This window comes from Psychromonas sp. SA13A, from assembly GCF_011378715.1.
Lineage (GTDB): Bacteria > Pseudomonadota > Gammaproteobacteria > Enterobacterales > Psychromonadaceae > Psychromonas.
In genome coordinates this window covers 438,695-460,309 of the sequence record NZ_WTKU01000001.1, presented here as the reverse complement: position 1 = coordinate 460,309, position 21,615 = coordinate 438,695, and the positions used below count along the sequence as shown (strand labels likewise).

Sequence of the window (21,615 nt, the reverse complement as noted above, 5' to 3'; positions counted from 1 at the left end):
TATTACTTTATATAACCCGCTACCAATCGAAATGCTTTATTCAGTCCTTAGCTTATCGCGATAACGTAATTGGTTGCTACTACAAACTTGGAGAAAAGGTTTTTAACCAGTAAGCATAAAAGGCTTTATAAGTATAAAAATCCTCTTTTTCTTTAGGTCTTGGTTTTGGAATTTCAGATACCCTTACACTAAATAATAAGCAATCCAAAGCTTCGGTTAAATGCCCCTTTTCGAGACAAACGCTCTCCAAATACCAAGCAGTAGTATTGATATTACCTTGCACACTTCGGTCGCCTCGTTGATAAAATGCACAGGTACTAATCGCCGCATTATACTTCTCTATATATTGTGTAGCCTTATCTTGACCCATTTTTGCATTATCTACCCAGTAGCGGAAATTTGCCTTAAGACCTGATTCAAAGCTATTTAAAAATTCAACATTATCGCCTTTTTTACCGACAGGAAACATAATGCAATAGCGGCTGTGGTAGTCGGTTACTAACCAATATTTTTTGCGCTGTATCGTTACGCAGTGGACTACCCATTGCCATTGAAATGCACCGTTTTCCTGTGGGTCTACATCCTCTGGAAAAACAGGGGATGCAATCGATTCGGCAATCGTTTTGTGTGGTGATGGTTCAATACAGGTGATTTTTTTACCATCGCGTTTAACACTAAAAAAATCGGCTGCCGCGTTGGTGCAGTTAAAAATTAACATGAGATTTTCCCTTTCATATTTACCTCTCTATTGTTCATTTTTATTAAGCTTGAATGCAAGTCATAAATAGCGTTGTTTATCGATTTTTCAGTATTACTCTTTGAAGCTGTGTGTTTCGCTTAGCAAAGCCTAAACAGGGAGGATAAGATGGTCTTACGTTATTTTCTCTACTCATTTTCGTGCCTCATTCTGCTCTTTGGCATTGGTTAAACATTTGTTTTTAATCTCGGTTCAATACAAATAGACCCAGTGTACTTGATTCTTTTTATTGTATTTATAGCATATTGTTTAATAACATTAATAATCACTTTCACTCCCTTTAATAGTCTATTATATTGCCTCTTCCTGACTTGCGTGTGCTCAAATATCTAACAGCAGATTATCCTGCTTAAAGCGCTCCACATCTTACAATCACAATAGGTATCAAGCTTAATGTCACCTCTTTTATTAATGCTTCTCTCTACTGTATGTTTATCATTAAGTGGCTTTCTTGCTAAGTACTTAGAGCATATTGTGCCTATCAATGTATTACTTATGGCCCGTTTAACGATCCCTGCGATTATTATGTTAGGTACTGCTTTTATATTAAGAGCGAGACTTCCAACCTTCGCTGAAACAAAGGTGATCGGCAAACGTTCTATTTTTATCGCGTTAACGCAGTTTTGCTTCTTTTTATCATTATCGAAACTAAGCCTGATTGAGTTAGTGGTTTTATTTAGCACTGGCCCACTGTTTATCCCCATTATTGAAAGGATATTATATGGCTCCACAATATCTAGGCCGATAGTGCTGACATTAGTCTTTTCATTTTTTGGCGTTATTGTGCAATCTGGAGTGATTAACGGTGTGCAGTTTCAGTGGGGCATGTTGCTAGGGTTATTAGCGGGCTTTTTTAATGCTTGTTCGCAGGTATCGATGTACAAATCCAGTCAAATTAAATTAAATCCCTTTATGACTAATGGCGTTAGTTTTTTAATTGCGGCGATATTAGTGTTACCCATTGCAACGTTATTAATGGAGTCATCCACTTCTGAATTTACTTATTGGTTGTTTCCTTACGTGGCAGTGATCGTGTTAATGGGAGCATTGAGTGTTGGCACACAATTATTCAGAACGAAAGCGTACCAACGATCTCTGTCTAGCGCAGAACTTGCTCCTATATTTTATTTAAATATATTTATTGCCGCTTTACTACAAGCGATCTTCTTTGAACAAAAATTTCAGCTATTTCAAGTCGTAGGTTTAGCGATTATTGTCAGCGCTTGTTTGGCGTATTCTTATGCAAGTTATAACTCACGATAAATCGTATAAATGATTGCATAGCCGATGGATGATGGCAGGTTTGTTATTAATACGTCGTATGCTCATAAAATAATGGTGAGCACAATATAGAGAATTAAAATAAGAAAATAAGAGAGTTAAAATAAAGAAATAAAAATTGAAGTGATGACTTTGCAAAGCATATTTCCTTGCAAAGTCATCTTTAATGCAGATTAATGATTAAGTGTTTGCTCGCCTTGACCAAAGTGCCAATCAAAATGGAAATGCTGTGTAATATCTTGATCTTTACGCTGATAGGTATGACTGCCAAAATAATCACGCATTGCTTGTATTAAGCTTGCTGACGAGTCTGCTTCACGATAACTATCATAATAGCCGATCGCTGAGCTGGTGGTTAACATTGGTAAGCCTTGGCCGATTGCTTCGGTCAATACTTGTCGCCATGCTAATTGTCCTTTAGCAAGGTCGTTACTAAATCGCTCTGCAAGCATTAAGTTGGGAAGTTTTGGTTGGTTTTGATAAGCCTCGGCAATATCATTCAGGAAAGTGGCGCGAATAACACAGCCTGCACGCCAAATTTTAGCAATCACCACATAATCAAGTTGCCAGTTATATTCTTTGTCCGCAGCTGACATCAGCTCAAAACCCTGTGCATAACTGCATATTTTTGAACAATATAAAGCGTCTGCTAATTTATCTATCCATAGTGCTTTATCTTTTGCTTGTACCTTTGGTCCGGCTAATTGTGATGCACCAATAGTACGTGTTTTCTTTTGTGTGCTTAAACAGCGTGCAAATACCGAAGCTGCAATCGCATTCGCAGGTACACCTAATTCCAAAGCCTCACGAGCTGTCCAGTTACCGGTGCCTTTTTGGCCGGCTTGATCTAGAATCACATCAACCATAGGTTGGCCTGTTTTAGGATCAACGGTACGTAAAATATCAGCGGTGATGCCAATCAGATAACTTTGTAGCTTGCCTTTATTCCACTGATTAAAGATATCAGCAACTTCAACGGCAGACATGGCTAATACTTGGCGCATGAATTGAACTGTCTCGGCAATCATTTGCATATCAGCGTATTCAATGCCGTTATGTACCATTTTCACAAAGTGCCCAGATCCAATTGGACCAATGTATTCAGCACAGGGCTCGCCTTCAGGTAGAGGTTGTTCAACGTGAGTACGTGCAATTTCAGATCCTGTTATTGGGTCAACTTTTGCTGAGATAGCTTGCCACATCGGTTTTAATTGTTGCCATGCAGCTTTGTCACCGCTGGGCATTAATGACGGGCCAAAACGTGCACCTTGCTCTCCACCGGAAATAGCACAGGTAAAGAAATGGAATTTATTCACATAAGCTTGGTGACGCGTAATGGAATCTCGCCATTGGCTATTACCAGTGTCGACCACAACATCATCGGGTGCTAAGCCGGCAGTAATTAGATCTTGGCAAATAATATCAACGATAGGACCCGCCGGAACAGATAATACAATACGGCGAGGCGTAGTAAGTTGTGCCATTAATTGTGTTAGATCTTGCACCGTTTGTAATGGTGCCGCTGTTAATGACTGATGTTGCGTTAGTAGCGCTTGGCTACGTAGTGGATTGGTATCAAAGGCGACCACAGAAAACCCACGCTCGGCTAAGTTTAGTGCCATGTTCGCACCCATTACACCCAAGCCGATCACGGCAATATCTTTTTGTACTTGCATTAAAACCTCAATATTTAAATGGACGCCTGATTTATGGCTCGATGGCCTTATTTATTATGCTTCTTATTAGGCCATCTTTATTATTATTTTTTCGTTCTGTTATTACGTTATTATCTATAACGCCGCTATTTTTAACATGGCGACTTTTAACGCGATTATCTCCACCACAGGGCTAAGATTGGGAAAATAATCACCAATCCAAGTGTTAATACTTGTAAGCAGATGAAAGGCACTAGTGCACTGAATATCTCACCCAGACTAATATCTTTAGGTGCCACTGATTTCAAATAGAAAGCAGCCGGCCCAAAAGGAGGAGAAAGGAATGAGACCTGCATATTTAAACAGAAGACAACACCAAACCAAACAGGATCCATACCCAAGCTAACAATAATTGGTACAAAAATAGGCATAGTTAATAACGCAACACCAACCCAATCAAGGAACATACCTAATACTAATAGAATAGCCATCATAATAAGCAGTGTTGTTGTAGGGCTACCGCCACTAAGTGCTAGTATGGTGTCGCCTACAAAATCAATTCCACCCATCAGGTTATAAACACCCACTAATGCGCTGGCGCCAATCCCTATCCAGATGATCATGCCACAGGTTTTCATGGTCGAGATAGCGGCATCTTGTAACATTGAAATATTAAGCTCTTTACGGATCCAAGTACTTAACATAATGCCTACAACCCCTAATGCAGAGGCTTCTGTAACTGATGCAATACCACTATAAATACTGCCAAGTACCACTGCCACTGACAACAATGGGAAGAACAAGGCTTTAAAAAAGTTAGGTTGTGTTTTAGCATCTTCCGCGAGTTCTTCCGCCGTAGGTAAAGGGGCTAAAGCAGGGTTTAATTTACAACGTATTAATACATATAAAATATAAAAAATAGCCAATAATAATGCAGGTACAAAAGAGGCTTTAAATAAGTCACCAATAGATACACTGGCGGTTAAACCATAAATAATAAGTACAATACTTGGAGGTAACATAGTGCCTAAAGCACCGCCTGCACAGGTTGTACCTATAGCTAGTTTACGGTCGTAACCCAAGCGCAACATTTGTGGTAACGCTAATATACCAAGCAATACCGTTTCACCACCGATAACACCTGACATTGACGCTAATATAACCGCAACCAATAAAGTTTGTACCGCAACACCACCACGTAAACGTTTGCCAAATAACTTCATGGCTTCAAATAGATCATGGGCAATGCCGGAGCGGTCTAATAACGCGGCCATTAATACGAACATTGGCACCGCAAGAAAAATATAACTGTCTACAAAACTATAGAGGCGACTAGTTACCAAAGGAAGTGCGTCGATACCAAACCAACCCACGGTAAAAAAGAGTGCAACAAAACCCGTCACAAATGCTAGCTGCATACCGGTTAACAGTAGCGCTATCATCATAAACAGCATTAATAAGCTACCATAGCCGATGCCAATTGCAGATAAATCAAACATGAGAGTGTTTCCTTAGCGCTTTGATTTCGGCAATCAAATGCAATAAAAATTGAATGGTAAGAATACAAAAGCTAATAAAGATAACCGCTTTTAAGAGTGCAGGGAAAGGAGGGTTCCACGCACTACCTGAAGTATTGAGTCGCAGTTCGCCTAGTGGAGAAAACCATGCACTTTCAACCAGTGTATAAGCGCCATAAGTCATCAATGCAGAAAAAATAATACCGATGATATGGTGTAATAAATTAAGGTAATGGCGGGTACGCTGAGAAACAACATCGTAAATAAGCACTACACGCACATGTTTGTTAGATGCGAAGGCATACAATCCACCAATCACAAATAATGAACCGCCAATAAAAGACGCCGTTTCATGCACCCAAATGGTTGGCGAGTTAAATGCATAACGCATTACCACTTCATAAAAAGAGATAAAGACAGTGAAAATAAACAACATGCTCAGCCAGTTACTTACTTTTAAAATGGCAGCATCAAGTTTGTTCTTAGGTTGCTCATCTTCTTGAGGTTGTGGCATGACTTTTTTGGTAGGCATAAGAGGCTTCCAGATAAAGCAAGGGTTTAGGCAACCCTTGCGATTAAGTTGAGATTATTGCTTATAACAGACCGTTTTCTGCTAAGAAGGTAGTCACCGATTGATATACTTTAGCGGCGTTATCCGAGCGAGCTGCAAATGTTTTCCACTCACCTTGGGCAATGCTACGGAATTTTTTACGCTCTTCAGCAGACCAGTCGTGAATAGTGATATTAGGATTTGCTTGTGCTTCTTTAATCGCTGCTTGGTCGGCAATTTTTAACTGCGTCGTCATATCGTAAGAGAAATCACGTACAGATACCGTTAAGATCTCTTGAAGATCCATTGGTAATTTATCCCATTTTTTCTGACTTACTGAAATATCGATCAGAGGTAATGAGTGAAAACCAGGTTGAACAGGGTGTGTTGCCACATCATTTAAACCATTTTTTTGGTTAGTTGAGAATACAGTGTAATCAGCTGCATCAATAACGCCTTTGCTTAGCCCAGTAAATACTTCTGAACCTGGTAAGTTAACTGGTGACGCGCCAGCCGCAGCAAAAACTTGTTGTACTAAGCCTTCTGGGGCACGTAGTTTAAGTCCTTTTAAGTCAGCGACACCATTCAGCGGTACTTTAGAAACAAATGATTCAACACCGGTAGTTGATGCACCAACAAATTTAACACCATAAGGCGCGTATAACTCAGTCATTAACTGATTACCACCACCGTAGTTCATATATTGTAAAAGCTGTGTTGTATCAGACCATGCACCGACCATATTACCAATTAGACCAAAGGCTGGATCTTGACCTGAGAAATAACCAGTTGCAGTAATTTGGCCATCTAAAATGCCCATTTTAATTGCACCTAATGTTTCAGTATGTTTAACCACACTTGCAACGGGCAATAACTTGATATCAATACGCCCATTAGACATCTTCTCTACACGATCCGCCCATTCTTGTTGTACCTGGAAATTTTTGTCACCAGAAGGATCAGACGATTGAATTTTAAACACAAAATCAGCCGCCATTGCAGAAGTCGATAACAGGCCTGCAATAACACCCGAGAGTAATGATTTGTGAAGCTTTTTCATGTTGAGATTCCTTTTTCCAATAAGTGTAAATTTCAAATTAATCATGTCCAGTTACAAATAGGTTACCGGTAACTTGAAGCGCATGTTACCGGTAACTGCTGACTTTTTTCGTGTTTTTGATCACAAATTCATAAGCAGATATTAACCTTATTCTTGATAAAGATCATTTTTTAGCACTTATTTTGGCTTTTTTATTGTTATTTGTAAGTGCTGCTTTTAATCTCTATCCTATTGAAATTAAATAATTTAATTGTTGATTTAGTTTGTTAAGTAAGCAAGTTTACATGGTGTGAACATTGCAAATAGGACCTAGTGAGCGTTTTTTATTGTTGGGGTACAGTTCACATTATTAGACGTTACGGGTAACATGTTACCCGTAACGTGATATTGTTTTTAAAAATATTAGTCATATAACTTGATCAACATAAGCAAGATGGATAGGGGAACGGGATGAATAAACTACCTAGTGGTGCGGTATTGATAATAATGGGAGTCGCAAGCAGTGGTAAATCATCAATCGGTCAGTCGCTGGCAAAAGCATTAAATGTAAAATTCATTGATGGTGATGACCTGCATCCTAAAGCTAACATCTTAAAAATGGCTTCTGGTCAGCAATTAAATGATCAAGACCGTATTCCTTGGCTAGAAAGAATTCGAGATGCGGCTTTTAGTATTGAGAAAAAGAATGAAAATGCGGTGATCGTCTGTTCTGCGTTAAAACAAAAATATCGCCAATTAATTTGTGAAGATAACAATCAAGTGACTTTTTTATTGTTACACGGCAGTTTTGAACTAGTGCTACAACGTATGCAAAATCGTCAAGGACACTTTATGCCGGTGGCTTTATTAAAAAGTCAGTTCGAGGCATTAGAGTTACCCACTGAAGATGAAGTGAACGTCATTAAAATCGATATCGATGGCAGTGCCGAAGCCGTGGTGCAGCGTTGTCTTGAAGCGACGCAAAACCTAAATTTATAAAATAGTTAAAGCAAACCATAACAGTAGCGGCATGCTTAACACCGATAAGAGGTTGCCATACAACACCATAGAAGCCACTGCCGCAGCATTTAGTTGGTATCGCTCTGCGAGTAAATAATTCATTACCGCTGGTGGCAGCATCGTAAAGAACACCATCATTTGTAGCTGTAGTTGGGTTAAAGGTACCCATAAATAGATCACCGTAAAGGTGATCGCGCCGCTTAATAGGGAAGTTACGGTACTCACTAAACCAATTTTAACCCCCGAACGATTAACATAAATCAATTGGCTACCTAATGAAAAAAGCATCAAAGGGATCGCACTCTCACCAAGTAAATTAGCGGCTTCCCATACCGGCGCCCAAATAGTTACATCGCTTAAATTCAATGCCAGTGCAATAACAGTTGCATACATGATCGGCATGCTTAACAATTGCTTGATACCTTGTTTATTAATACCACTGAGAATCACAATGCCCAGCGTGAATTGTATACAGGTTGCGACTATCATCAATAACACCGCATCACTTTTAGCAACTTCACCAAAGGTATAAACAAAAAGCGGGATCGCTAAATTACCACTGTTGCGAAACATGTGCGGAGGTACCCAAACCTTCACATTCCAATGATAGAAACGGCATAACATGGCAATCAAAAGGCCGGGTAATATCACCGCAATTACACTCGCGGTAATCAAATTTACCTGCTTGCTGCCTAAAGGCATATTCACTAAAGAAGCAAATACCAGTGCTGGTACAAAATAATCGAGGTTTAATTTATTAATCGGTGCCATGTCGATCGAAGTACGGCGAGCACAAATATAACCGGCCAATACGACCATAAACATAGGGAATAAAATTTCTATAATGCGTAATAACATAATAATAATTCAACCATAGTGAAAGTTGACCGCCATACTGATAGATGAAATAGCAGCGCAGGTAAAACCACAAAGCAAACTTATTAATGAATGCTTTAATTTTTTAATCGTTTAGGAAAAACATCACTTAATCTATAACCTAGAGCACAAAGCTAGCATCGAGAGTATTTTGCAATGTAATCCCTTATTTAACTATTCCAAGTTGAGATTAAATACTCTCACCATGGCGGATCTCAACCCCTAAATCAATCACAGCTTCGGTGATCGCTTCACCTGCCAAACGTGCAATCAACTGTTGCGCGGTGACTTGACCTATTTTTTCACGCGGTGTTACCACTGTAGCTAACTTAGGCACCATAGATTGGCCTATATCGTGACCATGAAAACCAGCAACTGCAATCTGTTCAGGAATTTTTAAGCCCATTCGTTGTGCTTCAAAAATAGCACCGATCGCCAAGTCATCATTGGTACAAAACAAGCCATCTGTTTTTGGATGTGCAGCCAGCGTGCGTGTTAATAGTTCAGCGCCAAGTGAAAATGAAGAAGCCGCTTCAGTCATCATACTTTTACAACTAAGGCCATGCTCTCGCATCGCTTTTTCATAACCTTGCTGTCTTAATTTGGTTCGAGTATCTAAACGTGCACCTAAATAAACAATATGTTGGTAACCTTTTGCAATCATCGCGGAAACCATCTGATAACTCGCTTCGAGATTATCAACACCCACCGCTTGCTCAATGGCCGGTGACGCTACATCCATCATTTCGATCACTGGAATACCCGCTGTTTCAATCATCTTTAACGTTCTTGGGGTGTGATGGCTTTCAGAAAGAATTAAACCGTCGATATGGTAAGACAATAAAAAACTAATACGTTTTTCTTCTAGTTCTGCACTGTATCCATAATGGGCAAACATGGTTTGGTAACCTGCTGCTTCAGTCACCCGTTCAATACCACGAATCACTTCAGAGAATACTTGATTGGTTAAAGAGGGCACTAAGATACCAATAGCATGGCTTTTTGCATTAGACAGTAAATCTGGCGCACGATTAGGTATGTAACCTAATTCTTCTACCGCAAGTGATATCTTTTTTTGCATCTCTGAGGAGACTTGCTGCGGGTCTCGCAGGTAACGACTAATAGTCATTTTAGTTACGCCAACAATGTTAGCGACATCTTGCAGGGTAGGTCTTCTTTTCTTGCTCATAATCATAGCCTATGGAATGTTACCTGTAACATAACAATACTTGTTAGTGGATGCCACAATATTAATCAACTTGGCATAGACAAATAATAAAAAGTGTTAACCGGTAACAAAAAACATGAAGTACGCAGTTTAAAGGATTTTAAAATAATTATCATATTATTCAGGTGGTTATGTGATGTTGTTGTTCTAGTTTTTTGCTGTTTTTAAAGTGAGCTTAACGCTTCGCCAACGTAGTAGATCGATCATGCAAAACAAAAATAAACTGATGCCTATTAGGGGTAAGGAATAACCTAGGGCGATGGTTATTATGCTGAGGGTTATTTGGGTGTTTTTGCTGAGTTTTAACCAAACTGCGGTAAGGGTGTTTTGTTTGCCTTTGCTATTGCGACGACGTTGCCAAAGCATTTTGTAACCGTAAATAATAATTGCACATAATGCGAACCCAAAAGCGGCCAATATGAGTTGATTGATGACACCAAATAATACGCCCATATGTGCATCGACTCCCCAGCGGATCAGTTTTGCAATGAGTGGGAAATCTTTAAACTCAGCATGGTCAATCACCGTCATTGAAGCGGTATCCACTGCAACGGAATCGACTTGTGTTGGCCAACTATGATCAATTTCACGTACCAACCAAGCTGATTTATTATTATTGGATGGGATTATTTCTATTTTGTTGGCATCAATTCCAAACTTACGGGCAGCCAATAAGACTTGATCAAATTGATTATCTTGAGCCGATAATCTTGTATTTAGATTGATACTTGGTGTGCTTAATTGGCGAGAAACGCTAGGTGTTATCCAGCCTATATCTTGTCTCAACTGTGAAATATTAGCGCCAGCCCATTTCGACCAGGTTAAACCTGTTGCTGAAAAGAAAATTAAACCGAGACTAATATAGATAGCGATATTAGCATGGCGTGTACGTGAACGAATGAAACCATTCTTAGTATTTTTTGTTTGCTTTTGGCTGGTGGTTTTTATGTTGCGACGACGACCTAGTTGTAGCCATAAAAATATCCCTGATACAGCTGCCACCCACATCCATGACGCAGCTAATTCACTGTAATAACGTCCTACTGATCCGAGTAATAAATCACTATGCATAAAGTCTAGATAGATACGAAAGGGTAAAATGCCACTTGTTCCGTAACTTGGTAAGTTGCCTTGAATGTTGAGGGTGACAGGGTCGACAAAGACGGTGTGGGCACGATAACGGTCTAATGAGGGATCGATAAATAATACACGGGTGGTTTGGCCTTGAGCAGGTGATGGGCGCAATGCTTTAAGTTGTAAAGGCTTTACTAAGCTTTCTCGAGCAGCTGTCACTTGTGTCTGTAATGAGTGGGATTGGCTCTGATCAAGTCCCTGAACCTGACTATTAGTTGTGAGTTGTTGTTTATAAATGATTTGTTCTATTTGAGGAGACAATACATATAAGGTGCCCGTCAAAGCAGCGATAAAAATAAACGGTCCAATCAATAACCCTATATAAAAATGTAAGCATTTAATGAAGTCACTTAAGGCGTTGTCTGGATTGCTATTTTTTGATGACATGATCACTTCTCTTATGGCTTTGTCTTTGCTGATATCGGCGGCATGATACAGGGAGTGATAAATAGATGGCTAGTAGATTAATAATAAGGGGGAAATTTATTGTATTAATAATACGGCTTTATACAGCCGCATTATCAATTAACTAAAGGTTAGAAGTTGTGATTAAGATACAAGAGGCTTAGGGACAGTTTTAGGGACTGCTGCAGGAGTTACCTTAGGAGCTGCTTTTTTTATTTTTTTTTGTATTGTCTTGTGCGTGAGTGCAGGCAATAAATGCAATTTATGATGAATTGCATGGTGGATAAAGGACAGCTTAGTGCGCACAGCTTGTGTTAATACAAAGGGGTAGGCATCTGCTAATCCCATGCTTCGGTTTAAAGAGTTGAGGATCACTGAAAAATCGACCCACGTATCTAGAATATTACTGATCGCTGTTTGCCCTGAAAAAAAGTAAGCATCTTGTGGTAAGTTTAATTCCCCTACCTCATCAGAATCTGCTTGTTCACCAGATGTTGAGCCGGTAATGGAAAAGTTTTGTGCTGTTTCTAGGGTATCAATAATGTGCATATAATGCGCCCAAGTCTCTGCCCAGTCTTCATAAGGGTGCATAGTGGCATATTCACTAATATAATGTTCTGGCCAATTTTTTGGTGCACCATGTTGGTAATGCTGGTCTAGGGCTTCTTGATAATCAAGTTGATCATCACCAAAGTATTGCTTACATAGTTGCTGCTTTTCTGGTGTATGGACGATTAATTGGTCAAAGTAATAGTGCCCTAGTTCATGTCTAAAATGCCCTAGCAATGTACGATAGCGTTCACCCATCGCATCTTTTGTTTGTGAGCGAGAAACATCGTCGGCTTCGGCTAGATTGATGGTGATATGACCACAATCATGACCGGTAAACACGGTTTCTTGCCCGACTAATGGGCTAGTAAAGTGGTCATTAACATTACGGTCGGTAATAAAATCAAAGCTTAACCCATTGTCTGGGTCTTGAGCGATTGTATTGAGCGGCAATGAGAGGGCTTTTAAGGTATATAACGCACGACGTTTTGCTACTTCCATTTTTTTCCATAACGGAATATGTTCAGCAATACTCAAGTCAGGTACGGTTTCGTTAAAACGACAAGCAAAACACAACACTTCATCTTTGCCTTCAACGGGTACAAATGTGCTTAAATTAACCATGCCGTTGCAAGCTTCAAATTGGGCATTATTATCGCATTTTTGATAATGGATAGTCGGGGCAACCGCTTTAAAAAATGTACCTGTTGTTTGATCAAGTTCATAGGGCTCTACTTGATCAAAGTTGTCATCAAGCCCTACGGTTCTGTTACAAACGAGGCAATGACTGCTTTCAAAAAACAAAATAGGTTGTTCTGCACAATCACATTGAAATGTTTTCATATAAATACTCTATTAACAAAAATGTAAAGCAAGCATATTTAATGCTTTACCGTGCTGAGATACACTTGCTTAGATACGACTTAATAAATCCGATTTCTTAGTATTGTACTCGTCATCAGTTAATGCGCCCATCTCATGCAGTTGTGATAATTTTTCTATGATCTCAAGCGTTTGAGTAATAGATTTTTGGTTGTTCTGATCTACCGGTTGCTTGTTGCTGTTAGCAGTGTAATTGTTGTCTAGATTAGTATTTGTTGATTGTTGTTGGTTACTGCTGTTGTTATTCGTATTGTTATTTAGGTCGTTGTTATTGTTAAAGTTGTTATTTTTTGGCAGGTTGTCAGGCATATTATTCGCAGTAGGCGCTGACACATCTGCAAAATTAGTATTTTCCACTGTTGGAAGAGCTTGACCTGTGATTAAAGGCAAACTACTTACATTAATAGTGCCCCATTGGCTATTGAAAGTCAGAGAAGTGTTATTACCTTGCTGTTGGCTTACACCACCAATGTTATGATCTAATGTGTCATAAACTGATACTTGACCATTCAATTCCACAGCTAGACGATTTGGAAAAACCGCATAACGTATATTGTTTTGAGCACCGCTGCTAAATGGACTGCCGAGGTTACTTGGCCACCATTGATTGCTGCCAGGTGTTCCTGCTGGAATTTCTGGAAAAATTTGGTTGTTACTGAGTATGTTTGCTAACTCATTACATAAATTATCGACGGTTGTTTTTAGGCCGTTATTAAACATATCGCCGACCATGGTCATACCACCACGCATCCATTGTCCAGAACCGCCTAATTCAGGACAGTTAAATTGTGCCATAGAGCCGCCGCCATTATTCACTGCAACTAACATGTGAGTCACTGCACCGTGGCTTAAGCCATAACGTGACGCTATATCATTGACGAGGTTTTCACCAACATTGGTTAGTTTTTGCATAATAATACGCCCTTTTTATAAATTGAGTGGGAATGAATAGCCAAAGAAAAAGGCTGAATTAGCGTCTGTTGTGTAATAGGTTGTTTAATAAACATCCTGCCTATATTACTCATACTGAATACCGCTTGATTATATCTTAAGGTCGTTTGTTTAACCGCAAGGTGGCGGTTAAAAGATGCACTATCATAGCATCATTCTTGAGCTTCTTAGCAGCTTTATCGGATACTCTTTTTTATTTTTTTTTAATATAAATTAATCTCTTTTTTAATAAAGACTTAAGATCTCTGAATGATGGAAAAAGCTATTACAGGTAGTGTTTTTTATGATCCCTACATATCTTCGAAAGTTAGACTTTTTCGAACTATTTAGATCGCTTTTTTCATCTATTTAATTGTTTCTTTTTGATGGTTTAAATAAAAAGATATATGGATAAAGTTGTCTTCATTATTTTTATATTTAATTAAAATTGATTTTTATATTCGATACGAATTAAGTATTTAAATGTTATTTGCCTCAAACATGTGTGATTAAACACTGTTCAATTGTGTTTTTTGTACGTATAAATGATGTTAATTTCATTAACGCTTATTTAATATTTTTTTACTTTTAAAGATAATAGCGGTGATAGTGCTTTGATAAGGTAAAGATGAAATATAATCCTGTATGTATCGTTTTTTCTGTTCTAGCACTGGTTTGTCCACCAAAAATATTTTTATTCTATTTGATTTTTAAGGGCTATTTTAGTGCATCACTGCACCATTTCTAAAAATCTTGGTTATTTTAAAAGCCATTATTGAACATATTCGCTGTTTAATTGTGCTATTTGACCGATTAATTAACTTAAAACCTTTATTTTTTATGTTTGAAGTAAGTGGAATAAATATTGCACAAAATAAATACAATACTAAGAAAGATTTTCATGTTATCTATATAGCTGTAATTTATGAAAGGGGATTAGTCGATGACAATTACTGTTGGTATTTCACACCACACTGAATATAAATATGACCGTTCTGTTAACATGGGGCCGCATATATTTCGTTTACGCCCTGCACCTCATAGCCGCACTAAGATTAAAAGTTATTCCTTAAAAATATTACCTGAAGATCATTATATTAATTGGCAGCAAGATCCCTTCGGTAATTATCAAGCCCGCGTCGTATTTAACCAACCCACCACAGAGTTCAGTTTTACCGTCGATTTAGTCGCAGAGATGACGGTCATTAACCCCTTCGATTTCTTTTTAGAAGAATATGCAGAAGAATTTCCATTTGTTTATGACAGCATTTCAAAGTCAGAATTAGCACCCTATTTAAAAAAACGTAAAGCCAGCCCTAAAATGCTAGCGTTAGTTGCATCGCTACAACCTAAAGAGCCGCTTCGCAGTGTAGATTTTTTAGTGGCGGTTAATCAGGCCATTTATGAGTTAGTAGGGTATGGCATTCGCTTGGAACCCGGAGTGCAGACCGCCAATGAAACCCTGAGTAAAAAAACTGGGTCTTGTCGTGATTCATCTTGGTTGTTAGTACAATTATTCCGTCATTTAGGATTAGCTTCTCGTTTTGTTTCTGGCTATTTAATCCAATTAACTTCTGACCAAAAATCACTGGATGGCCCGAGTGGCCCTGAAGAAGACTTTACTGATTTACATGCGTGGGCGGAAGTTTACATTCCGGGTGCGGGTTGGATTGGTTTAGATCCTACCTCAGGTTTATTTGCGGGAGAAGGACACATTCCATTAGCCTGTACGCCTGAACCAAGTTCTGCAGCACCAGTTACCGGTGGTATTGACGACTGTAAATCAGAGTTTAGCTTTTACAATAAAGTGACGCGTGTTCATGAAGACCCACGTGTGACTAAGCCTTATTCAGAAGCGCAGTGGTCTGCCATTAATCGTTTAGGTCAGCATGTTGATAAAACCTACGATGAAGAAGGTATTCATTTAACTATGGGTGGCGAGCCTACGTTCATTTCCATTGATGATATGGAACATGCGCAATGGAATACGGAAGCCGACGGTAAAGAAAAACGTCAGTTAGCGCAAAACTTATTTGTAGAAATGAATAAGGTGTTCACGCAAGGCGGTTTTACCCATTATGGACAAGGTAAATGGTATCCAGGTGAGCCGTTACCTCGTTGGCAATACGCGTGTTACTGGCGCAAAGATGGTGTAGCTCTATGGAAAGATGCAAATTTATTAGCGGATCCCAATAAAGACTACAAGTTAGACCATACAGATACCAAGAAATTTGCTGAAAAGCTGAGTGATGCGTTAGGTTTAGGTAAAAAAGCATTGACCACTGCCTATGAAGATATTCTTTATCACCTCTGGCAAGAAGGTTCTTTACCTACTGAAGTTGGCCCTAAACAGCCTGAATTATTACATGCCATGAGCCGCCAAGGCTTTTTGAAAAAAATGGAGCTAGGCATAGAAAAACCAGTCGGTTATGTGCTGCCATTACAATGGAATGGTGGTAAAAATTGCTGGCAATCTTGTACTTGGGAATTTACGCGCGGGCATTGTTTCCTATTGCCAGGTGAATCTCCATTGGGTTATCGCTTACCTTTAGATAGCTTGGAGTGGACAAGTAATATTATTGACCGTGACCCCTTTGATATTCCTGAAGAATTTTCTAAACCTAAAAAGCTGAAAAAAGGCTTTATTGGTCAAGAGATGATTAAAACGGCGATGGCCTTAGAGGTGCGAGATGGTCGTTTATATATCTTTATGCCGCCGACTAGCCATTTTGAACATTATTTAGGTTTATTGACTGCCATTGAAGGGGTAGCAAAAGCATTATCTATGCCGGTGGTGATTGAAGGTTATAACCCACCTAAAGACAGCCGTGTTGAAAAATATGCGGTAACGCCTGATCCAGGTGTAATTGAAGTGAATATTCACCCTTCTAAATCTTGGGATCAGTTAGTTGAAAGAATGACTACCTTATATGCGTTAGCCAAAGAGGCGCGTTTAGGGACCGATAAGTTTATGGCCGATGGTCGTCATACGGGGACCGGTGGTGGTAACCATGTGACCTTAGGTGGTGAAACGCCAGATCAAAGCCCATTCTTACGTCGCCCTGATATTTTAAGAAGCTTTATCACCTATTGGCAACATCATCCTGGGTTATCTTACCTATTTTCTGGTTTATTTATTGGCCCAACAAGCCAAGCTCCTCGTGTTGATGAAGCTCGCGATGAAGTGTTATATGAATTAGAAATTGCATTTTCACATATGCCTGAAGGCGAGGTTCCAGAACCTTGGTTAGTTGACCGATTATTACGTAATTTATTGGTTGATTTAACCGGTAATACACACCGTGCCGAGTTCTGTATTGATAAGTTATATTCGCCAGATTCTGCAACAGGGCGTTTGGGTATTGTGGAATTTAGGGGCTTTGAAATGCCACCTCACTCGCAAATGAGTTTGGTGCAAATGTTATTACTACGTACCTTATTAGCTTGGTTTTGGAAAAAACCATACCACAAACCATTGGTTCGTTGGGGTACTGAGCTACATGATAAATTCTTACTACCGCAATATGTTGAAAATGATTTGGCAGAAGTATGTCGTGATTTACAACAATCAGGTTTTGCATTCCAATTCAGTTGGTTAAACCCATTCTTTGAATTTAGGTTCCCTGTTTGTGGTACCCGTGAGTTGGATAATATCACCTTGGAATTAAGAACTGCGATTGAACCGTGGCATGTACTCGGTGAAGAGGCCAGTGCTTCAGGTACTGCAAGGTACGTGGATTCTTCTTTAGAAAGGGTGCAAATAAAAGTTCAAGGGACTATGAGTGACCGTTATATAGTGACTTGTAATGGCCGCCGCGTTCCGCTTAAAGTGGTGAAAGGCAAAGCCAAAGATGAGCGTGTCGCAGGTATTCGTTACCGTGCATGGCAACCACCAACGGCTTTGCATCCAACTATTGGGGTACATGCTCCTCTGGTGTTTGATCTAATTGATACTTGGGAAGGACGCTCTTTGGGTGGTTTTGTTTATCATGTGAGTCATGCTGGTGGACGTAATCCTGAAACTTTACCGGTGAATGCGTTTGAAGCGGAAGGAAGAAGGGTGGCTCGATTCTGGGAGCATGGTCATACACCTTCTTTATTGCCTTCAGATCAACCAAGTTGGAGCCCATCAGCGGTGACACACAGCTTCCAAGTGGCCAATTCAGTCAGTGAATTTGTGGTGCCAGAAGAAGAAAGTGTTAACCAAGATTATCCAAATACCTTGGATTTACGTCGCCAACCTGCTTTTAAATAAAAGACAGCGACATTAATCACTCTACCTGTCGATTGTTTAAGGTAGAGTGATTTTATGGTCTCGAAGCTAATGACTGCTGATCATGATGTTTGATAAAACGGAGCAATGTTAAATTGTATATAAAAAACCACACCATGTCGGCCTTACCTAAATGGCTGTCTCTGTATTTAAATAAGGTCCATGTTCACGATGAGCTGGCTAATCATGGTGGACGATATCCTGAACATTGGGATACTTTATTTAAGCGTTTAGGCAATTTAACTGCGGAAGATTTGAGTAGTCGTGCTGTTGAAATAAGCCAGTTATTACAAAATGGCAATACGCAACCTGAAAGCAATCAGCGCTGGCATTTTGACCCGCTTCCTTTTATGTTTTCTAAGTCAGAGTGGACCTTTTTAGAAGAAGGGATTAAACAAAGAACTGTACTTTTAAATGCTATTCAGCAGGATATTTATGGCGAACAAAAATTGTTGCTTGAAGGTCATATCCCTGCGCAACAATTATATCAAAATAGTAATTATTTAAGAGAGGGCTTTAGCTTACCAAGCAATGAAGTGAAGTTATTTTTTACCGCTTTGGATATTTACCGGGCACCATCGGGCGAATTCAAAGTATTAGCGGATCATTGCCAATGCCCATTAGGGATGGGATTGTTAGTTGAAAGCCGTATTATCGCCAGACGTGTTATGGCTGAAGAGTTTGCTGATTGTAACGTTCAGCAAATCAAAAACTTTTTGAAAATATTTCAAGAAGGGATCAATGAATATACTCAATATATGGATGATCCTCGGGTGGTTATTTTAACCCAAGGGACCGATGATCCTAACTATAACGAGCATGCCTTTTTATCCGTTTATTTTGGTTATACCCTAGTACAGAGCGCAGACCTCACGGTACGTAACGGCGAGGTGTGTTTAAAATCGCTACAGGGATTAGGTAAAATTAACGTGATAGTGCGTTGGGTGCCGGATCGCAGTATCGACTCTTTAGAGCAAACAGAGTATTCCTTACATGGCATCCCAGGTTTATTACAAGCAGTACGAGAAGGTGCTGTTAAGGTATTAAATCCATTTGGAAGTGGTGTTTTATCTTCGCCTGCAGTGCAATGTAATTTAACGCATTTATCGCAACATCTTTTAAAGCAGCCATTGATGATTGCCGAACCTAATTACTATGATGTTGAAAAAGCTAAAGACTTAGATTGGTCGCGATTAGAGTTAGCAAGTTATAAAGATAGAAGTTTGAAACTTGATGGCAGTGTCGATGCTGAGAAAATAAAAGCGCTGATCAGTGCAAAACCTGAACAATATTATTTTCAAGATAAACCTGTTTTTAGTACCGCGCCCTTTTGGGACAATGGCAAGCTAATATCTAAACCAGTTGTTTTTAGGTGTTACGCCTTAACCACTGAGCATGGGGTTGAAATATTACCTTCGGCATTATGCTTTTCCAATGAGATTAGTAATGATCCTAATGTTTCAGGCTGGATCAAAGATACTTGGATAAATACAGCGAGTGATGTCGATCTAGAAGCCGTTGTATTGCCTCCACCGATCAAGAAAAGAACCGATGTTGCATTGTTAGAAGGCGTTATCTCTAGCCGTACTGCTGAACATCTATTTTGGCTCGGACGTTATTTAGAGCGGTGCGAGAATACGGTGCGTATTTTGCGAATCTTCATTGATAGGTATACGGAGTTGGCTATTTACCCCGATCCAATACGACATAGTATTGTCGGGCGCTTCTCCAACGCGATTAAGTCGCAGCATATTGTTTACCCTTACATTGAACAGGAACCTAAATTAGAGGGCTTTGACCCGCTTTTATCCAAGCAAGTTGCATTTCAATTATTAGCCGATGAACAATGTGCTGGGAGTATTATTAATACACTTAAGTACTTGTCGAATACTGCTTTGCAAACGAGGGAGTTATTATCGCATGATAGTCGACGCATGATTGATGATATTAATGACCAAGTTAAACAGTTAAGAAATACTACTCGAGATATCTCAACACGTGCCATGCAAAGTATATTAGATAAAGTGATCGGTTCAATCATGGCTTTTAATGGCTCGATTGCAGATTGTATGCCTAATAGTAATGGCTGGTTTTTATTGGAGATTGGTCGCCGTATTGAACGCAGTATTCAAATTACTTCTTTAAGTTCAGCGCTGTTAACCGATGAGATGGATACACCTAAAGAATTAGGGTTGTTAGAAGCAGTATTGAGCTGCCAAGTCAGTTTAATTACGCATAAACGTCGTTATCGTATGTACCAAACTATTGGCACTGGTTTAGAGTTGTTATTGTTAGATGCCGAGTACCCTCGTTCGTTATTGTTCCAACTAGAGCAAATTAATCAGCTTTGTCAGCATTTACCGACCAAGCGTAGACCGGGTTTAATTGCCGCCCACGAGAAAGCAATTTTGCTGTCTAAAACTACTTGTTATTTGACTGAAAAAGATTACCTACAGAAAGCAGAAGATGGCAAACGTAAACAATTGATAGAGTTCAGTCATAATATTCGAATGAACTTGAATACTTTCTGTGATGTATTGTTATTACAATACTTCACACATACTAAAACGTCCCATAAATTAAATTGGACCAACATTGAGCAAGCTCAATCGTGAAATATAAAATAAAACATTCAACGACTTATCAATATGCTGACTATGTCAGTATATGCCAGAATCAAGCTCGCTTGACACCCAAAACTGATCGCGGGCAAATCTGTCATCATAGCCGTATTGATATCTCTCCACCGCCCAGTTATTTACAGCAATTTACTGATTATTTTAATAATAACGTGACAGTTTTCGAGGTTGCAACACAACATAAGACACTTAAGGTCACCATGACCAGTGAGGTTGAGCTATTAACAGATGCCAAAGCCAATATAAATGGTTTTGATATGTTATGGATAAAAGTACGAGATTTGCTGGAAAGTGCTAACACCATGGAGCTATTAAGAGCTTCAGAATTTGTATTACCTTCTCAGCTCACACCACTGGAGAAAGGAATAAAAGAATATACGCTGGTGTCATTTGCACCCGATGTGAATTTAATTGAAGGTTGTAAAGACTTGATGGCACGAATTTTTCATGAGTTCTATTATGACCCAGGTTTTACAACAATAAGTACGCCATTAAGCGTTGTTTTTGCACAAAAAAGGGGCGTTTGCCAAGATTTTGCACACTTTGCGCTCGCATGTTTACGAAGTGTTGGGTTAGCGGGGCGATATATTAGTGGATATATTGAAACCATGCCGCCCGAAGGTGAAGAAAAATTAGAAGGCGCTGATGCAACCCATGCTTGGTTTGCCGTCTATTTGCCTAATTTTGGGTGGGTTGATTTTGATCCCACCAATAATGTAGTACCCACAGACCAGCATATCACCTTAGCAGTAGGACGAGATTTTTCCGATGTCACTCCTTTAAAAGGTGTTGTATTTGGTGGCGGATCTCAATTGCTAGACGTTGCGGTAGATATGATTCGATTAGAGTAATTTTAATATCTTATATGAGTTAATAATCA

At 39.3% G+C, this 21,615-nt stretch carries 15 protein-coding genes; 5 read left to right on the top strand and 10 right to left on the bottom strand.

The window, feature by feature from the left end; all coding sequences use genetic code 11:
* Positions 1-79: 79 nt before the first annotated feature.
* Entirely contained in the window at positions 80-718 is a 639-nt protein-coding gene (locus GQR44_RS01975; RefSeq protein WP_166368685.1) for a hypothetical protein, read from the bottom strand.
* 432 nt (positions 719-1,150) lie between these two features.
* Here GQR44_RS01975 and GQR44_RS01970 point away from each other — a divergent pair, with 432 nt between their 5' ends.
* Positions 1,151-2,020 (top strand): DMT family transporter, encoded by an 870-nt coding sequence (locus GQR44_RS01970; protein WP_166368683.1) that lies wholly within the window; start codon positions 1,151-1,153, stop codon positions 2,018-2,020.
* A 191-nt stretch (positions 2,021-2,211) separates the two neighbouring features.
* On the opposite strand, the gene gndA is transcribed toward GQR44_RS01970, so the two are convergent.
* From gndA to GQR44_RS01950, 4 genes are all read right to left on the bottom strand, one after another.
* Positions 2,212-3,714 carry an NADP-dependent phosphogluconate dehydrogenase gene (gene gndA, locus GQR44_RS01965; RefSeq protein ID WP_166368681.1) on the bottom strand — a complete coding sequence of 501 codons (1,503 nt, stop codon included), beginning with the start codon at positions 3,712-3,714 and terminating at the stop codon, positions 2,212-2,214.
* A gap of 155 nt (positions 3,715-3,869) precedes the next feature.
* Complete coding sequence (locus GQR44_RS01960; protein WP_166368679.1) at positions 3,870-5,192, bottom strand: TRAP transporter large permease subunit; 1,323 nt, start codon at positions 5,190-5,192, stop codon at positions 3,870-3,872.
* On the bottom strand, positions 5,185-5,742 hold the full coding sequence (locus GQR44_RS01955; protein ID WP_028868049.1) for a TRAP transporter small permease subunit: 558 nt from the start codon (positions 5,740-5,742) through the stop codon (positions 5,185-5,187). The genes GQR44_RS01960 and GQR44_RS01955 overlap by 8 nt, the downstream gene beginning before the upstream one ends.
* Before the next feature lie 61 nt (positions 5,743-5,803).
* Entirely contained in the window at positions 5,804-6,820 is a 1,017-nt protein-coding gene (locus tag GQR44_RS01950) for a TRAP transporter substrate-binding protein (protein WP_028868048.1), read from the bottom strand.
* Between the two features lie 450 nt (positions 6,821-7,270).
* Here GQR44_RS01950 and GQR44_RS01945 point away from each other — a divergent pair, with 450 nt between their 5' ends.
* Entirely contained in the window at positions 7,271-7,798 is a 528-nt protein-coding gene (locus GQR44_RS01945; RefSeq protein ID WP_166368677.1) for a gluconokinase, read from the top strand.
* Here GQR44_RS01945 and GQR44_RS01940 read toward each other — a convergent pair.
* The 5 genes from GQR44_RS01940 to GQR44_RS19680 all read right to left on the bottom strand — a co-directional run bounded on the left by GQR44_RS01940 (position 7,793) and on the right by GQR44_RS19680 (position 13,805).
* Positions 7,793-8,677: an AEC family transporter gene (locus tag GQR44_RS01940; protein WP_166368675.1), complete on the bottom strand. Its 885-nt coding sequence runs from the start codon at positions 8,675-8,677 to the stop codon at positions 7,793-7,795. The two genes, GQR44_RS01945 and GQR44_RS01940, sit on opposite strands and share 6 nt — an antisense overlap.
* A gap of 208 nt (positions 8,678-8,885) precedes the next feature.
* The gene (gntR, locus tag GQR44_RS01935; protein WP_205962930.1) at positions 8,886-9,884 is read right to left on the bottom strand and encodes a gluconate operon transcriptional repressor GntR; all 999 of its coding nucleotides are present in this window, start codon (positions 9,882-9,884) and stop codon (positions 8,886-8,888) included.
* A gap of 186 nt (positions 9,885-10,070) precedes the next feature.
* Positions 10,071-11,444: a PepSY-associated TM helix domain-containing protein gene (locus GQR44_RS01930; RefSeq protein ID WP_166368671.1), complete on the bottom strand. Its 1,374-nt coding sequence runs from the start codon at positions 11,442-11,444 to the stop codon at positions 10,071-10,073.
* Positions 11,445-11,606: 162 nt separating this feature from the next.
* Positions 11,607-12,854 carry a putative zinc-binding metallopeptidase gene (locus GQR44_RS01925; RefSeq protein ID WP_166368669.1) on the bottom strand — a complete coding sequence of 416 codons (1,248 nt, stop codon included), beginning with the start codon at positions 12,852-12,854 and terminating at the stop codon, positions 11,607-11,609.
* A 69-nt stretch (positions 12,855-12,923) separates the two neighbouring features.
* On the bottom strand, positions 12,924-13,805 hold the full coding sequence (locus GQR44_RS19680) for an SHOCT domain-containing protein (RefSeq protein ID WP_166368668.1): 882 nt from the start codon (positions 13,803-13,805) through the stop codon (positions 12,924-12,926).
* Between the two features lie 961 nt (positions 13,806-14,766).
* On the opposite strand from GQR44_RS19680, the gene GQR44_RS01915 reads away from it, so the two are divergent.
* The 3 genes from GQR44_RS01915 to GQR44_RS01905 all read left to right on the top strand — a co-directional run bounded on the left by GQR44_RS01915 (position 14,767) and on the right by GQR44_RS01905 (position 21,586).
* Complete coding sequence (locus GQR44_RS01915) at positions 14,767-18,078, top strand: transglutaminase family protein (protein WP_166368666.1); 3,312 nt, start codon at positions 14,767-14,769, stop codon at positions 18,076-18,078.
* Between the two features lie 113 nt (positions 18,079-18,191).
* A complete protein-coding gene (locus GQR44_RS01910) occupies positions 18,192-20,711 on the top strand; it encodes a circularly permuted type 2 ATP-grasp protein (RefSeq protein WP_166368664.1) in 2,520 nt (839 codons plus the stop codon).
* Positions 20,708-21,586, top strand: coding sequence for a transglutaminase family protein (locus GQR44_RS01905; RefSeq protein ID WP_028868041.1), 879 nt, complete (start codon positions 20,708-20,710; stop codon positions 21,584-21,586). The genes GQR44_RS01910 and GQR44_RS01905 overlap by 4 nt, the downstream gene beginning before the upstream one ends.
* Positions 21,587-21,615 lie beyond the last annotated feature (29 nt).

Coding starts and splice junctions, on each gene's coding strand:
- GQR44_RS01930 (WP_166368671.1), bottom strand. CDS start 11,444: ATGTCATCAAAAAATAGCAATCCAGACAACGCCTTAAGTGACTTCATT.
- GQR44_RS01915 (WP_166368666.1), top strand. CDS start 14,767: ATGACAATTACTGTTGGTATTTCACACCACACTGAATATAAATATGAC.
- GQR44_RS01975 (WP_166368685.1), bottom strand. CDS start 718: ATGTTAATTTTTAACTGCACCAACGCGGCAGCCGATTTTTTTAGTGTT.
- GQR44_RS01960 (WP_166368679.1), bottom strand. CDS start 5,192: ATGTTTGATTTATCTGCAATTGGCATCGGCTATGGTAGCTTATTAATG.
- GQR44_RS01970 (WP_166368683.1), top strand. CDS start 1,151: ATGTCACCTCTTTTATTAATGCTTCTCTCTACTGTATGTTTATCATTA.
- GQR44_RS01925 (WP_166368669.1), bottom strand. CDS start 12,854: ATGAAAACATTTCAATGTGATTGTGCAGAACAACCTATTTTGTTTTTT.
- GQR44_RS01955 (WP_028868049.1), bottom strand. CDS start 5,742: ATGCCTACCAAAAAAGTCATGCCACAACCTCAAGAAGATGAGCAACCT.
- GQR44_RS01945 (WP_166368677.1), top strand. CDS start 7,271: ATGAATAAACTACCTAGTGGTGCGGTATTGATAATAATGGGAGTCGCA.
- gntR (WP_205962930.1), bottom strand. CDS start 9,884: ATGAGCAAGAAAAGAAGACCTACCCTGCAAGATGTCGCTAACATTGTT.
- GQR44_RS01950 (WP_028868048.1), bottom strand. CDS start 6,820: ATGAAAAAGCTTCACAAATCATTACTCTCGGGTGTTATTGCAGGCCTG.
- GQR44_RS01940 (WP_166368675.1), bottom strand. CDS start 8,677: ATGTTATTACGCATTATAGAAATTTTATTCCCTATGTTTATGGTCGTA.
- gndA (WP_166368681.1), bottom strand. CDS start 3,714: ATGCAAGTACAAAAAGATATTGCCGTGATCGGCTTGGGTGTAATGGGT.
- GQR44_RS19680 (WP_166368668.1), bottom strand. CDS start 13,805: ATGCAAAAACTAACCAATGTTGGTGAAAACCTCGTCAATGATATAGCG.